The following is a 13,591-nucleotide window of genomic DNA, read 5'->3' on the forward strand; positions in this document are numbered from 1 at the left end:
CTGACCAGGTGCCCCCTCCTCGCCCGTGGTGGGCGACAACCCGGCGATCTTGCAGTTTCGGTTGTCGAGTTGCGTGAGATGCGCCTTATGTCGCGACAGAAAGTGCAAGATCGCGGGGCTCAGGGGGTTCGTTCGGCGATCAGCTCGTCGTCGTCCACGGCACCCGTGGGGTGGAAGCCCAGGGAGGCGTAGAGGGCTGCGGCCGGCGTGTTGTCGGGGTGGTACGACAGGCGGACCGGGGGGTTGCCATCCCGGGCGGCCAGCCAGGGGGCCAGCGTCTGCACCGTCGCCCGGCCGACGCCCTGGGCCTGCTCGGCGGCGTCGATCAGCATCCCGCCGATCCAGTGCGAACCGTCGTCGTCCACGCCCCACATGACGTGGCCGACGACGGTCTCGTCGGCGTACACCGCGAGCGAGTTCCACACCTCGGAGCGCATGCTCAGCAGCAGGTAACGCGCGCCCAACGCCGCCACGAACCGGCGCTGGTCGTCGCGCGGGGCGACGTCGGCCACCGCCCGCCAGTTGTCGTCGTCGACCGGCCGCAGCGTCACTCGGCGCCCGGCCCGGTCACCATGTCCACCATCGATCATCGGGGCAGCCTAGGGCCGGCCGGACCCGCGCCGCGACCAGGTTTCACCCCGGACCGACGTGGGCCGGTCAGTCGAGCAGGGCGTCCAGGCCGACGGTGAGGCCGGGACGGTTGCGCACCGCGCGGACGGCCAGCAGGACACCCGGCATGAACGACACCCGGTCGTACGAGTCGTGCCGGATGGTCAGCGTCTCGCCGGTGCCACCGAACAGCACCTCCTGGTGGGCGACCAGGCCGGTGGCGCGCACCGCGTGGACACGTACCCCGTCGATCTCGGCGCCGCGCGCACCCGGCACCTCGTCCTTGGTGGCGTCCGGGACCGGCCCGAGGCCGGCCTCGGCGCGGGCCCTGGCGATCTGCCGGGCGGTGTGGGTGGCCGTGCCGCTCGGGGCGTCCAGCTTGCGCGGGTGGTGCTGCTCGATGATCTCGACGGACTCGAAGTGTCGGGCGGCCCGCGCGGCGAACTGCATCATCAGCACCGCGCCGATACCGAAGTTCGGGGCGATGACCACACCCACCTCGGGCTTGTCGGCCAGCCAGCCGCGCACCTGCTCCAGCCGCTGCTCGGTGAAGCCGGTAGTGCCGACCACCGCGCTGATGCCCTGCTCGACGCACCACTGGAGGTTGTCCATGACGACGTCCGGCGTGGTGAAGTCGACGACCACGTCGGCAGCGGAGACGGAGGATCGGCTGTCGCCCTGGTCGATCGCCCCGGTCAGGGCGAGATCGTCGGCGGCGTCGACCGCCTTGCAGACCTCGATGCCCATTCGCCCACGCGCACCAAAGACGCCGACCCGCAGCTGCTGGGCCGGAGTCCTTCCCCGCTCGTCAGTCACGGGGCACAACCTATCCCAATCGGGACGGGCCCTTCCGGCCGGATCGCTGTGCTCCACCGGCCGGGACACCCGACCGGGCCGCCTCGACCGGGCCGGGCGGCAGACCTCAGACCGCGAAGTCGCCGGCGCCGAACGGGCCCACCACGGCCAGCGACATCGGCCGGCTGAGCAGTTCGGCGGCGAGGACGTTCACGTCCTCCACTGTGACCTCGTCGACCCGGCGGAGCAGCTCGTCGACCGGCATCAGGTCGCCGTAGAGCAGCTCACCCTTGGCCAGCCGGCTCATCCGGGAACCGGTGTCCTCCAGGCCGAGCACGAACGAGCCCTTGCTCATCCCCTTGCCCCGGGCCACCTCGGCCTCGGTCAGCCCGTCGGCGGCCACCCGGGCCAGCTCGGCGCGGGTCAGGGCCAGCACCTCGTCCACCTTGCCCGGCGCGCAGCCGGCGTAGACGGCGAACAGGCCGGTGTCGGCGTACTGGCTCGCGTAGGAGTAGACCGAGTACGCGAGGCCGCGCTGCTCGCGGATCTCCTGGAACAGGCGGCTGGACATGCCGCCACCGAGCACGTTGTTGAGCACCCCGAGGGCGAACCGCCGATCGTCGAGCCGGTCGATGCCGGGGCAGCCGAGGATGACGTGTGCCTGCTCGGTCTCCTTCGGCTCCACCAGTGTGGTCGCCGGCTTGGTGCGTACCGCCGGGGTCGCCGCGCGGTGCGGCGCCGGGCCGGCCGGGTCGCTGTCCAGCGGGGTGCCCCGCACTGCCTGACGGACCAGCTTGACCACCGCGGAGTGGTCGAGGTTGCCGGCGGCGGCGATGACGATCTGCGGCGCGGTGTAGCGACCCCGGTAGAAGCTCTGGATCTGCCGCCGGGTCATCGGGGTGACGGTCTCCGCGGTGCCGGAGATCAGCCGGCCCAGCGGGTGATCGCCGTAGACCGCCTCGACGAAGAGGTCGTGCACCTCGTCACCGGGCTCGTCGTCGTGCATGGCGATCTCCTCCAGGATCACGCCACGCTCGGTCTCGACGTCGGCCGGCTCCAACAGCGAGTCCGCGACCAGGTCGCACATCACGTCGATCGCCAGCGGCAGGTCCTCGTCCAGCACGCGGGCGTAGTAGCAGGTGTATTCCTTCGTGGTGAAGGCGTTCGTCTCGCCACCCACCGCCTCGATCTGCGAGGAGATCTCCAGTGCGGTGCGCTTGTGGGTGCCCTTGAAGAGCAGGTGCTCGAGGAAGTGCGCGGCACCGGCCTGCGGGCCGGTCTCGTCACGCGAGCCGACCGCCACCCAGATGCCGAACGAGACGCTGCGCATCGCCGGAATCGCCTCGGTGAGGACGCGCAGACCGCTGGGCAGCACGGTACGACGTACCGTGCCGCCCAGCGGGTCGTCGCTGAGCGTCCGGGTCACCGCCCGGGCGGTGCCGCCGGAGCGGCCCGCCCCGGTGTCCCGAGACGGGGCCACCCCCCGTCGATCCGGTGGAAACGGCGCGCTGATGGCCCGACTCACGACGTGCTCCCGGTTCGACGAGGGGTGGGTGATGCGTTGTACGACGATCAGCTGTGCCGGGTCCGACGGCGCGGACGCTCGCCGCCCTCGCCACCCTCGCCGCCGCCGCCGTTGCCGCCCTCGCCGCCGCGCTCCGGGCCACGACCGCCACGGTCGCCGCCACGCTCACGGTCGCCGCGGTCACGCGGAGCCCGGTCGCCCCGGTCCCGACCAGCCGGCCGGTCGCCAGCGGCGGCCTCACCGGCGGCCGGAGCCTCGGTGCCCTCCGGGCGGACCTTGTCGAGGTAGATCTTGCCGCGGGCGTCGATGTCCGCGATCTCGACCTCGACCCGGTCACCGACGTTGAGGAAGTCCTCGACGCGCTCGACCCGCTTGCCGTCGCCCACCTTGGAGATGTGCAGCAGGCCGTCACGGCCCGGCAGGAGCGAGACGAACGCGCCGAACGCGGCGGTCTTGACCACCGTGCCGAGGAACCGCTCGCCCTGCTTCGGCAGCGTCGGGTTGGCGATGCCGTTGATCCGGTCGACGGCCGCCTGGGCCGACGGCCCGTTGGTGGCGCCGACGTAGATCGTGCCGTCGTCCTCGATGGAGATCTCGGCGCCGGTCTCGTCCTGGATCGCGTTGATGGTCTGCCCCTTCGGGCCGATCACCATGCCGATCTTGTCCACCGGGATCTTGACGGTGGTGACCCGCGGCGCGTAGTCGGACATCTCGGCCGGAGCCTCGATCGCCGCCTTCATGACCCCGAGGATGACCTGCCGGGCCTCGTTCGCCTGCTGCAACGCGGCGGCCAGCACGTCCGACGGGATGCCGTTGAGCTTGGTGTCGAGCTGGAGCGCGGTGACGAACTCCGGCGTGCCGGCGACCTTGAAGTCCATGTCACCGAACGCGTCCTCGGCACCGAGGATGTCGGTCAGCGTCACGTACTGGGTCTTGCCGTCCACCTCGTCGGAGATGAGCCCCATCGCGATGCCGGCGACCGGCGCCTTCAGCGGGACACCCGCGGAGAGCAGGCCCAGCGTCGACGCGCAGACCGAACCCATCGAGGTGGAGCCGTTGGAGCCGAGCGCCTCCGACACCTGCCGGATGGCGTACGGGAACTCCTCGCGCGACGGCAGCACCGGGATCAGCGCGCGCTCGGCGAGGGCGCCGTGGCCGATCTCGCGACGCTTCGGCGAGCCGACCCGACCGGTCTCACCGGTCGAGTACGGCGGGAAGTTGTAGTTGTGCATGTAGCGCTTGCGGTTCTCGGGGGACAGCGTGTCCACCATCTGCTCCATGCGGAGCATGTTCAGCGTGGTGACGCCCAGGATCTGGGTCTCGCCCCGCTCGAACAGCGCCGAACCGTGCACCCGGGGCAGCACGCCGACCTCGGCGGTCAGCGCCCGGATGTCGCGCGGGCCACGCCCGTCCATCCGGACCTGCTCGCGCAGCACGCGGTTGCGCACCTCGGACTTGGTCAGCGACCGGAAGGCAGCGCTGAGCTCCTTCTCGCGACCCTCGAACCGGGCGCCCAGCTCCTCGGCGACCCGGGCCTTGACCCGGTCCAGGGCCTCCTCGCGGTCGGCCTTGCCGGCGATGGTGATCGCCTCGGCCACCTCGCCACGGGCCAGCTCGGAGACGGCGTCGTACACGTCGTCCTGGTAGTCCAGGAAGACCGGGAACTCGGTGACCGGCTTGGCGGCGACCTCGGCCAGCTCGCTCTGCGCGCGGCACAGCTCACGGATCGCCGGCTTGGCGGCCTCCAGGCCGCTGGCGACGACCTCCTCGGTCGGGGCGGTGGCACCGGCCGAGATGAGGGCGACGGCGTTCGGGGTGGCCTCGGCCTCGACCATCATGATCGCGACGTCGCCGTCTTCGAGCGTGCGGCCGGCCACGACCATGTCGAAGGTGGCGCGAGCCAGCTCCTCCAGGGTCGGGAAGGCCACCCACTGGCCGTCGATGTGGGCGACGCGGGTCGCACCGATCGGGCCGGAGAACGGCAGGCCGGAGAGCTTGGTCGACATCGAGGCGGCGTTGATCGCCACGACGTCGTACGGGTGCTGCGGGTCGAGCGCGAGGATGGTCTCGACGACCTGGACCTCGTTGCGCAGGCCCTTGACGAACGACGGGCGCAGCGGCCGGTCGATCAGCCGGCAGGTGAGGATCGCGTCCTCACTGGGCCGACCCTCACGGCGGAAGAACGAGCCGGGGATGCGGCCCGCGGCGTACATCCGCTCCTCGACGTCGACGGTCAGCGGGAAGAAGTCGAACTGCTCCTTCGGGTGCTTACCGGCGGTCGTGGCGGAGAGAACCACCGTCTCGCCCAGCTGGGCGATGACGGAACCGGCGGCCTGGCGAGCCAGCCGACCGGTGGAGAAGGTGATCTCGCGGGTGCCGAAGGACCCGTTGTCGATCACGGCGGTGCGGGATTCGGTGCCGAGTTTGGTCTCGGTCATGTGCTGTCGTGCTCCTTCGCGTCGTGGGCCCACGACATCGGGGAGCTGCTCAGCCGGCCGGTCTTCGATCGAAGCGCCCGGGTGGCCGGCATGATGCCGGGGTTCCCGGGGGCCACTACCGGAGACCGGTACGCTGACCGGCTCCCTCTCGGGTGGTCGCGCGGCCCGTGTTTCCTCAGGTGGGACGCGGTACGGGGGAGCGGCCGTCCGGCCACTCCCCCGTCACGTCACCGGCGCAGACCGAGCCGCTCGATGAGCGACCGGTAGCGGGCAATGTCCTTCTTCTGGACGTAGTTGAGCAACCGACGGCGCCGGCCGACCAGCAGCAGCAGCCCACGGCGGCTGTGGTGGTCGTGCTTGTGCACCTTCAGGTGCTCGGTCAGCTCGGCGATCCGCTTGGTGAGGACCGCTACCTGGACCTCCGGCGAACCGGTGTCGCCCTCGGCGGTCGCGTACTCCGCGCGGATGCTGGCCTTGGCTTCCTGATCGAGCGCCATGTTCTCCCTGTTTCGATGGGTTGATCAAGTGGGTGTCCGTCGTCCCGGTGGACCGGGAACGGACCGGTTCCTCGCACCCGCGGCGTCGAGCAGGCACGCGAGGCCCCACGCCGGTCACCCGACGTCCCGGCAAGACTACCAGCACTCGCCGGTAACACCCGGCGAAGGGCCTCGGTGGCGGCCCGTCACCCCGCCACGATCAGGCCAGTACGCGCCGGGTGCGCTCGACGTCCTGATTCATCTGGGCGATCAACGGCTCGATCGAGTCGTACCGGATCTGACCACGCAGGTGCGCCACGAAGTCCAGGGCCAGCCGCTCGCCGTACAGGTCTCCGGAGAAGTCCAGCGCGTACGCCTCGACCCGCCGCTCCCGGCCGGAGAAGGTCGGGTTGGTGCCCACTGACACCGCCGCCAGCAACGGCTCGTGCTGGCCGCGGCGGATCAGCCGGGCCGCGTACACACCGTCGGCGGGCACCGCCGCGTAGCGGTGGCAGAGCAGGTTGGCGGTGGGGAAGCCCAACTCCCGGCCCCGCTGGTCGCCGCGGACCACGACGCCCTCCACCCGGTGCGGGCGGCCCAGCGCGGCGGCCGCCGCGCCCACGTCACCCGCGTCGACGCAGGACCGGATGTACGTGGAGGAGAAGACGGTGCCGGCCTCGGCGACCAGCGGGGCGCCCTCCACACCGAAGCCGAACGTCTGGCCCAGCCGTTCCAACAACGCCACGTCGCCGGCGGCCCGGTGCCCGAAGCGGAAGTTGCCGCCGACCACCACCAACGCCGCGTGCAGGTGCTCGACCAGGACGTCGTGCACGAACTGCTCGGCCGGCACCCGGGAGAACTCCGGGGTGAACGGCACCACGCAGAGCACGTCCACGCCGAGCGCCTCGATCAGCTCGGCCTTACGGGCCGGCTCGGTGAGCACCGCCGGGTGCGAACCGGGGCGGACCACCTCGGCCGGGTGCGGGTCGAAGGTGACCACCACCGACTGCACGCCCAACTCGCGGGCCCGGGCCACGGCGTGCCCGATCGTCGCCTGGTGCCCCTTGTGTACGCCGTCGAAGACGCCGATGGTGACCACCGAGCGTCCCCACCCGCCGGGCGCCGCGTCGTAGCCCCGCCACCGCTGCATGCCGTTCCTCTCTGCTGTCCCGCCGGCACGGCGGGTCGACACCGCCGGCTGCGGGCCGACGGACCTGCGCTGCACTGTCAGGCCGGTGCGAGCACGATCTCCGCGCGGGCGCGCCCGTCCCGCTCGCTGACGATAGCGATCAGGCCGCCGGCCGGCCCGAAGACGGCGTACGGTCCGGTGAGGCCGGCCGGGTCCAGTGGCCCACCGTGGGCGAGCACCCGGGCCTCGTCCGGCGTGGCCTCCCGGCGCGCGAAGAACCGGTCGGCCGCCGCGTCCAGTGGCAGGTTCACCACGTCCGGGGCGCGCTGCTCCAGCTCGTCGAGCGTCGCCGCCTCGGCGAGGGTGAAGCCACCCACCGCGGTACGCCGCAGCGCCGTGAGGTGCCCGCCGACGCCGAGCGCCAGGCCGGCGTCCCGGGCGATGGCCCGGATGTACGTGCCGGAGGAGCAGGTCACGTCCACGTCCACGTCCACCACGTCCGGCTCGGTGCGACGGATCGCCAGCACCTCCAACCGGGAGATGGTGACCCGCCGCGCCGGCAGCTCGACGCTCTCCCCGTCGCGAACCCGCTTGTACGCCCGCTGCCCGTCGATCTTGATAGCGCTGACCGCGCTCGGCACCTGGTCGACCTCGCCGCTGAGCCCGGCCAGCGCCGACCGGATCGCGTCGTCGGTGACCTGCGCGGCAGGCACGGTGGCGGTCACGTCGCCCTCGGCGTCGTCGGTGACTGTGGTCTGGCCGAGCCGGATGGTGCCGGTGTAGCTCTTGCCGGCGCCGATCACGTAGGTCAGCAGCCGGGTGGCCCGGCCGACACCGATCACCAGCACGCCGGTCGCCATCGGGTCGAGGGTGCCGCCGTGCCCGACCCGTCGGGTCTTCGCCAGTCGGCGGATGCGCGCCACCACGTCGTGCGACGTCATGCCGCCGGGTTTGTCGACAACGATCAGACCATCGGTGCTCACGTCGGCCAAGCCTGCCAGACGACCGGTACCGGAGAGTGCGTGGGCAGGCCCCTGCGTGACCCGGACGACCGGCAGCGCCAGCAAGGGCTCTCAGCGGACCGCGCCGGTCACCGCCCACCTGCCGTCGCGCAGTCGCAGCAGCAGGGCGACCAGCCGGATCACCACGAACACCGTGAGCCCGGCCCAGATGCCGCCCAGCCCGAGGTTGAGCGCGTACGCCAGCCAGATGGCCGGCAGGAAGCCGCCGAGCGCCGCCACGATGGTGAGGTTGCGCAGGTAACGCACGTCGCCGGCGCCGATCAGCACGCCGTCGAGGGCGAACACCACCCCGGCCAGCGGCAGCATGACGACGAACCACGGCCAGGCCACCATCGCCTGCTCGCGTACCCCCGCATCGGAGCTGAACCACGACGGCACCACGCCCGCGCCGGCGGCGACGAGTAGCGCGAAGCCCACGCCGCAGACGCCGCCGAGCAGCCCGACCCGGCGGGCGAGCGCCCGCGCACCCGCGTCGTCGCCGGCGCCGAGCGCGGCACCGACCAGGGACTGCGCGGCGATCGCGAGGGCGTCGAGCACCAGCGCGGTGAAGAACCAGAGTTGCAGGGCGATCTGGTGGGCGCCGACGGCGGCGGCGCCGAAGCGGGCGGCGACGGCGGTCGCGGACAGGAAGCTGGCCTGGAACGCCAGCCCACGGATCAGCAGGTCCCGGCTGAGCACCAGTTGTTGGCGGATCACGCGAGGCTGGGGGCGCAGCGACACCCGCTCGCCGACCAGGGCTGCGGCGAAGAGCACCCCGCAGAGCGTCTGCGCGACGACGTTCGCCACCGCCGAGCCGACCAGACCCAGCCCGCCGGGGTAGACCAGCAGGGGGCAGAGCAGCGCGGAGAGCAGGTTGGGGCCGAGCACGAAGTACAGGGGGCGGCGAGTGTCCTGCACGCCGCGCAGCCAGCCGTTGCCGGCGGCGGCGAGGAGCAGGCCGGGAGCGCCGAGGGCCGCGATCCGCAACCACTGGGCGGCGGCGTCGGCGACCTCGCCACCACCACCGGCGAGGGTACGCGCGAGCGCGCCGCCGCCGACCTGCATGCCGATCGCGATCAGCAGGCCGACACCGAACGCCAGCCAGGACGACTGGACGCCCTCGGCGACCGCGGCGGCCCGGTCACCCGCGCCGAAGCGGCGGGCCGCGCGGCCGGTGGTGCCGTAGGCGACCACTGTGCCCACCCAGGCGGTGAGCGTCATGACCGTGCCGCCGACGGCGAGCGCGGCGAGTGGCACCCGGCCGAGGTGACCGACCACTGCGGTGTCGACCAGCACGTAGAGCGGCTCGGCGGCGAGCACCACGAGGGCCGGCAGGGCGAGCGCGGCGATCCGCCGGGGTGAGGCGGGTCGGTGAGCGGTGGTGGCGTGGTTCATCGCCGCCGATCCTGGCACGGCTGCGGTAAGGAGCACAAGGCCAGCGGTGACTTACGGACCCACCTCTCGACCAGCTCGGCGGACTCACCGAGGATCGAGGCCCTGATACGCCCCCCTGTCGCCGGCATCCCGGTTTGCGGCGCTCACTACCCTGTCCGAGGCTCCCACGCGGGGGGCACCACGACAGCGATAGGCCTTATGACAGTGAGCGACAGTTACCCTCCGCCCGACCCGAACGTCACCCCCTGGAGCGGCCCGCCGGCCCCGCAGCAGGGCGGCTACCCGCCATACGGACAGCCACCACCCCAGCCGTACTACGGCGCACCACTGCCGGCGCCGGACAAGTCGAACAAGGGCCTGATCATCGGGCTGGTCGCCGGCGCGGTGGTCGTCATACTCGCCATCTGCGGCGCGGGAATCGGCATCCTGCTCGCCTACGACGACGACGAGCCCGCACGGGGGACGTCCTCCACCCCCACGCTGGGCACCGGCAGCACGCCGGGCACCGGGACCGTCCCCACGCCGGGGCCGGCGGATCCACCGAACAACAACGCGATGACCGCCCGCTACTCCAGCGACATGGCGAACGTCTGCGAGGGCAGCCCGATCCTGAACGCGGCACCCTACGGCGGCCCGGCCGGCGCCAAGGCGTACACGTTCTCGAACAACCCCGACCGGCCGACGTCCTGGTCGTCGACGTACGTCCCGTCGGACAAGTCCTACTACGCCAAGGGCGCGGACTACCAGAAGGTGTCGGTGGTCGGCTGCCTGAAGTTCGACCAGGGCAGCCAGGGCGCCCCGAAGAAGTGTCAGTACAAGGACAAGGCGGAGAAGGCGGTCACCATCGACTACGTCTCGTCGCGCTACACCCTGACCTTCTACGCGGCCAGGACCGCCGAGAAGATCGGCGACGGCGGCACCGTGACCGCCCCGACGAACAGGTGCCCGAGTTTCATCTCGTACGACAAGACCACCATGAGGGCGTACGCGACGCCGGACTCCGGCACCATCGAGGCGGCCCTGGACACGTTCCTGTCCTGAACGACTCGACCCCCACTGGTGACCGGACGGTGATGCCGTCGGCGCGGCGCGGCGGCGGCGTCACCACCGGTCGAGACGAGTCACTGACGGGTGTCCATCGACGTCTGCAGCGCGCGGCGGGCCTGCTCGCGGGCGTCGTCGGTGGTGGTCTCGGTCTTGGGCTTGTTCGGCATGGTGGCGCTCCTCTTCCCAGGGCGTGAGCCGCCGACACGCGGCGGCCCTCACGGGCGGTCCTGCTGAGCGCCCCACGGCGGTCCGGGGTTACCGGAGCAGCCGACTGGGCAGCGTGAGCCCGGGTCGATCCGACCCTGGAGGGAGGCGGCACGGGGTGTGGCACCACCGCCCATGACCTGCACCGCCAGGCGGCACCGGCCTTCTCCCAAGTTATCGTTCAGGTCCACATACTGCTTACGGTTCCCGCCATTTGGACGGTCGGCAACCCGGCTCAGCGAGCCAGGAAGTGCCAGCCCAGCCACCACCAGAACCCGAACAGACCGATCCGGCCCACCGGCACCGGACCGACCTCGTAGCGCATCACGTAGGCACAGACCTCGCCGAGGGTGGGGATCCGCGACCCCTCCCGCCGGGCCATCCACTCGACCACCGCGAAGAGGACCAACGCGGCGAGGAAGCCGCCGATCGCGAGCGCGCGCATCATCGCCGCACCAGCCCCCAGAAGGCGGCCAACCAGGCGAACCAGGCTGCCGACCGGGTCAGTTGATCCTCCAGGAGAGGATCGGCCAGCCGGGAGAAGGTGGGGAAGTCATCGCCGGCGGCCAGCACGAACGTCACGCCCTCGAAGACCCCGAAGACCACCACCGGCACCGCCCACCAGGCCGCTCCCGTGCCCAGCCGGCGCGGCGCCGGCCGGCGAGGGACCCGGTTGCTCAGACCGAGCCAGATCAGCACCCCACCCGTCCCGAGGGTGAACAGATTCGCCTCGGTGGAGAAGGACGCGAACCGGCCACCGACGAGCGACAGGCAGACGAGGACGGGAACGGAGACGGCGGGCCGGTCCCAGGCGCGGGGGGCCTCAACGGTGAGGTCGTGCGGCTGCTCCATCCCGCAATTCTTCCCGGTATCACGGAACGCGGGAAGACCAACACTCCCCGGAGCTGACCCTGATCTTCCGGACCGACGGATCGATGGCGGCCGAAGCGCGTCAGTCGATCAGCGCCGCGTCCAACTGACCGCGGATCGACTCGACCACCTGCTCGACCGTGCCCCGACCGGTGAACCCGGCCGCGAACGTGTGCCCACCACCGCCCAGCGCCACCGCGACCCGACTGACGTCCACAGCGCCCTTGCTGCGCATCGACACCGCCCACTCGGCGGGCCTGGTCTGCTTCACCACACAGCTCACGTCAGCCTCAGCGGTGCAGCGCACGGAGTCGATCAGCGCCTCCAGCACGTACGGCCGCTGCTCGTGCCGGGCCAGGTCGTCGAGGGTGGCGAAGGTCCAGACCAGGCCCCGACCTCCGGCGGCGGCCGGCTCCAGTCGAGCGCGGCCGAGCACCTCACCGAAGAGGCGGACCGCGCCGAAGGGCCGGGTGTCGAAGACCCGCCGGGAGATGTCACCCGGTGAGATGCCGGTCGCCAACAACCGGGCGGCCATCTGATGCACCGCCGGAGTGGTCGCCTCGAACCGGAACGAGCCGGTGTCAGTGGTCAGCGCCACGTAGAGGCACTCGGCGATGGCCGGATCCACCACCACCCCGAGCCGGGCCAGCAGTTGCTCGGCCACTACCGACGTGGCCGCCGCACCCGGGTCGACCAGGTTGACGGTGCCGAACCCGGGGTTGGAGGCATGGTGGTCGAGCACCAGCGCCGCACCCGCCGACGACAACCGCCCGGCCAACTCGCCGAGACGCGACTCGCTCGCCGCGTCGAAGCAGATCACCAGATCGGGCGCCGGGTCGGCGGCGTCCGCCGGGACCAGCAGGTCCAGCCCGGGCAGTCCCCGGAACGGCTCCGGCAGCTCCGGCGGCCCGGGAAAGGTCGCCTGCACATCGCGTACGCCGAACTGCCGCAGACCCAGACCGAAGCCGAGCATGCTGCCCAGCGCGTCGCCGTCCGGGTTGATGTGGCAGATCAGCAGCACCCGGGCGGTCGGCGGGAGAGCCCGCACCAACGCCTCGGCCGCGGCCCAGTCCGCCTCGGCGGGGCCGAGCCCGGCTGCCCCGGCGAACGGGGCGCTGGCGGTGCTGGTCACCGCGTTTCCCCACCCCGCGGGGTTTCCTTGACGTCGGTGGCCTCGTCGGCCTCGTCCGTCTCGTCGGCCTCATCGGTCTCGTCGTCCACCCGGTACGGCTGGGCCTCGCCCGCGTACTTCGCCTGGGCGGCGAGCCGCTGCACCTCGGCATCGGCGTTGCGAGCGGCGGCGAGCAGGTCGTCGATGTGCTTGACCTGGTCCTGCACGTCGTCGAGGACGAACGTGAGCGTCGGCGAGTGGCGCAGCCCGAGGGCCTTGCCGACAGTGCTGCGCAGCAGCCCCTTGGCGCTCTCCAGCGCCGCCGCGGTGTCCGCCTGGGCCACCGAGTCACCGAGCACTGTGTAGAAGACCGTCGCGTCACGCAGGTCAGCGGTAATCCGGGCGTCGGTGATGGTGATCATCCCGAGCCGCGGGTCCTTGATCTGGCTCCGCACCACCGACGCGACCAGCTCACGCACCCGTTCCGCGTGCCGGCGTACCTTGGCCGGATCAGACATCTCGCCACCTCCACGGCGTCCTGCTTCCGGTCGACCCGGCGGCCCGGAGGCCGCCGGCCGACCGGCCAACATCTCGAACATTACCTTCGGGGCCGCTCCGGTCGCCCGGCACAGCCGGGCACCGTGGTCAGTCGTCGTCCACGCCGTAGAGCCGGCGTCGAACCGACAGCAACTCGACCTCGGGGCGATTGGCCACCAGGCGCTCACAGGAGTCGAGCACCTCGCGGACGTGCGCCGTCTCGGCGGCCACCACGGCCACCGCCAGTTGCGCTCGACCATGCAGGTCGAGCGCACCCACCTCGGCGGCCGACACCTCGAAGCGGCGCAGCGCCGCCACGATCGGCCGTACATATGATCTCTTGGCTTTGAGCGACCTGGAGTCGCCCGGCAGCAGCAGGTCGAAGACCGCGGTTCCGGTGAACATCGCCCCGGACGATACCGCCAACCCGCCCCGCATGATCAAGGGGTTTACG

14 protein-coding genes are annotated in these 13,591 nt (G+C 71.8%); 1 reads left to right on the forward strand and 13 read right to left on the reverse strand.

Annotated elements, in window-relative coordinates; all coding sequences use genetic code 11:
• Positions 1–119: 119 nt before the first annotated feature.
• From NIE111_RS25265 to NIE111_RS25300, 8 genes are all read right to left on the reverse strand, one after another.
• Positions 120–590: a GNAT family N-acetyltransferase gene (locus tag NIE111_RS25265; protein ID WP_238686822.1), complete on the reverse strand. Its 471-nt coding sequence runs from the start codon at positions 588–590 to the stop codon at positions 120–122.
• 67 nt (positions 591–657) lie between these two features.
• Entirely contained in the window at positions 658–1,434 is a 777-nt protein-coding gene (gene dapB, locus NIE111_RS25270; protein ID WP_274531649.1) for a 4-hydroxy-tetrahydrodipicolinate reductase, read from the reverse strand.
• A gap of 97 nt (positions 1,435–1,531) precedes the next feature.
• Positions 1,532–2,929, reverse strand: a complete 1,398-nt coding sequence (locus NIE111_RS25275) for a M16 family metallopeptidase (protein ID WP_238686824.1) — start codon at positions 2,927–2,929, stop codon at positions 1,532–1,534.
• A gap of 47 nt (positions 2,930–2,976) precedes the next feature.
• Positions 2,977–5,367 (reverse strand): polyribonucleotide nucleotidyltransferase, encoded by a 2,391-nt coding sequence (locus NIE111_RS25280; protein ID WP_238686825.1) that lies wholly within the window; start codon positions 5,365–5,367, stop codon positions 2,977–2,979.
• 227 nt (positions 5,368–5,594) lie between these two features.
• Positions 5,595–5,864 (reverse strand): 30S ribosomal protein S15, encoded by a 270-nt coding sequence (rpsO, locus tag NIE111_RS25285; RefSeq protein WP_030337594.1) that lies wholly within the window; start codon positions 5,862–5,864, stop codon positions 5,595–5,597.
• A gap of 199 nt (positions 5,865–6,063) precedes the next feature.
• Positions 6,064–6,993 (reverse strand): bifunctional riboflavin kinase/FAD synthetase, encoded by a 930-nt coding sequence (locus NIE111_RS25290; protein ID WP_196921595.1) that lies wholly within the window; start codon positions 6,991–6,993, stop codon positions 6,064–6,066.
• A 77-nt stretch (positions 6,994–7,070) separates the two neighbouring features.
• Positions 7,071–7,955 (reverse strand): tRNA pseudouridine(55) synthase TruB, encoded by an 885-nt coding sequence (gene truB, locus NIE111_RS25295; protein ID WP_238686826.1) that lies wholly within the window; start codon positions 7,953–7,955, stop codon positions 7,071–7,073.
• Positions 7,956–8,045: 90 nt separating this feature from the next.
• On the reverse strand, positions 8,046–9,368 hold the full coding sequence (locus NIE111_RS25300; RefSeq protein WP_238686827.1) for an MATE family efflux transporter: 1,323 nt from the start codon (positions 9,366–9,368) through the stop codon (positions 8,046–8,048).
• Positions 9,369–9,566: 198 nt separating this feature from the next.
• On the opposite strand from NIE111_RS25300, the gene NIE111_RS25305 reads away from it, so the two are divergent.
• Positions 9,567–10,409, forward strand: a complete 843-nt coding sequence (locus NIE111_RS25305) for a hypothetical protein (RefSeq protein WP_238686828.1) — start codon at positions 9,567–9,569, stop codon at positions 10,407–10,409.
• 445 nt (positions 10,410–10,854) lie between these two features.
• On the opposite strand, the gene NIE111_RS25310 is transcribed toward NIE111_RS25305, so the two are convergent.
• From NIE111_RS25310 to NIE111_RS25330, 5 genes are all read right to left on the reverse strand, one after another.
• Complete coding sequence (locus NIE111_RS25310) at positions 10,855–11,064, reverse strand: DUF6186 family protein (protein WP_238686867.1); 210 nt, start codon at positions 11,062–11,064, stop codon at positions 10,855–10,857.
• A complete protein-coding gene (locus tag NIE111_RS25315) occupies positions 11,064–11,471 on the reverse strand; it encodes a hypothetical protein (RefSeq protein WP_238686829.1) in 408 nt (135 codons plus the stop codon). The genes NIE111_RS25310 and NIE111_RS25315 overlap by 1 nt, the downstream gene beginning before the upstream one ends.
• A gap of 100 nt (positions 11,472–11,571) precedes the next feature.
• A complete protein-coding gene (locus NIE111_RS25320) occupies positions 11,572–12,621 on the reverse strand; it encodes a DHH family phosphoesterase (protein ID WP_238686830.1) in 1,050 nt (349 codons plus the stop codon).
• Complete coding sequence (rbfA, locus tag NIE111_RS25325) at positions 12,618–13,118, reverse strand: 30S ribosome-binding factor RbfA (protein ID WP_112624086.1); 501 nt, start codon at positions 13,116–13,118, stop codon at positions 12,618–12,620. Before rbfA ends, NIE111_RS25320 begins: the two co-directional genes overlap by 4 nt.
• Before the next feature lie 127 nt (positions 13,119–13,245).
• Positions 13,246–13,542 carry a DUF503 domain-containing protein gene (locus tag NIE111_RS25330; protein ID WP_091400377.1) on the reverse strand — a complete coding sequence of 99 codons (297 nt, stop codon included), beginning with the start codon at positions 13,540–13,542 and terminating at the stop codon, positions 13,246–13,248.
• Between the last annotated feature and the right edge of the window lie 49 nt (positions 13,543–13,591).

Source organism: Micromonospora hortensis (genome assembly GCF_022230935.1).
Classification (GTDB): Bacteria; Actinomycetota; Actinomycetes; order Mycobacteriales; family Micromonosporaceae; genus Micromonospora; species Micromonospora hortensis.

Excerpts from the sequence above, each read along its gene's own strand:
- NIE111_RS25300 (WP_238686827.1), bottom strand. The coding sequence starts at position 9,368 with ATGAACCACGCCACCACCGCTCACCGACCCGCCTCACCCCGGCGGATC.
- NIE111_RS25330 (WP_091400377.1), bottom strand. The coding sequence starts at position 13,542 with ATGTTCACCGGAACCGCGGTCTTCGACCTGCTGCTGCCGGGCGACTCC.
- NIE111_RS25305 (WP_238686828.1), top strand. The coding sequence starts at position 9,567 with ATGACAGTGAGCGACAGTTACCCTCCGCCCGACCCGAACGTCACCCCC.
- NIE111_RS25280 (WP_238686825.1), bottom strand. The coding sequence starts at position 5,367 with ATGACCGAGACCAAACTCGGCACCGAATCCCGCACCGCCGTGATCGAC.
- NIE111_RS25310 (WP_238686867.1), bottom strand. The coding sequence starts at position 11,064 with ATGCGCGCGCTCGCGATCGGCGGCTTCCTCGCCGCGTTGGTCCTCTTC.
- NIE111_RS25265 (WP_238686822.1), bottom strand. The coding sequence starts at position 590 with ATGATCGATGGTGGACATGGTGACCGGGCCGGGCGCCGAGTGACGCTG.
- rbfA (WP_112624086.1), bottom strand. The coding sequence starts at position 13,118 with ATGTCTGATCCGGCCAAGGTACGCCGGCACGCGGAACGGGTGCGTGAG.
- NIE111_RS25290 (WP_196921595.1), bottom strand. The coding sequence starts at position 6,993 with ATGCAGCGGTGGCGGGGCTACGACGCGGCGCCCGGCGGGTGGGGACGC.
- rpsO (WP_030337594.1), bottom strand. The coding sequence starts at position 5,864 with ATGGCGCTCGATCAGGAAGCCAAGGCCAGCATCCGCGCGGAGTACGCG.
- NIE111_RS25315 (WP_238686829.1), bottom strand. The coding sequence starts at position 11,471 with ATGGAGCAGCCGCACGACCTCACCGTTGAGGCCCCCCGCGCCTGGGAC.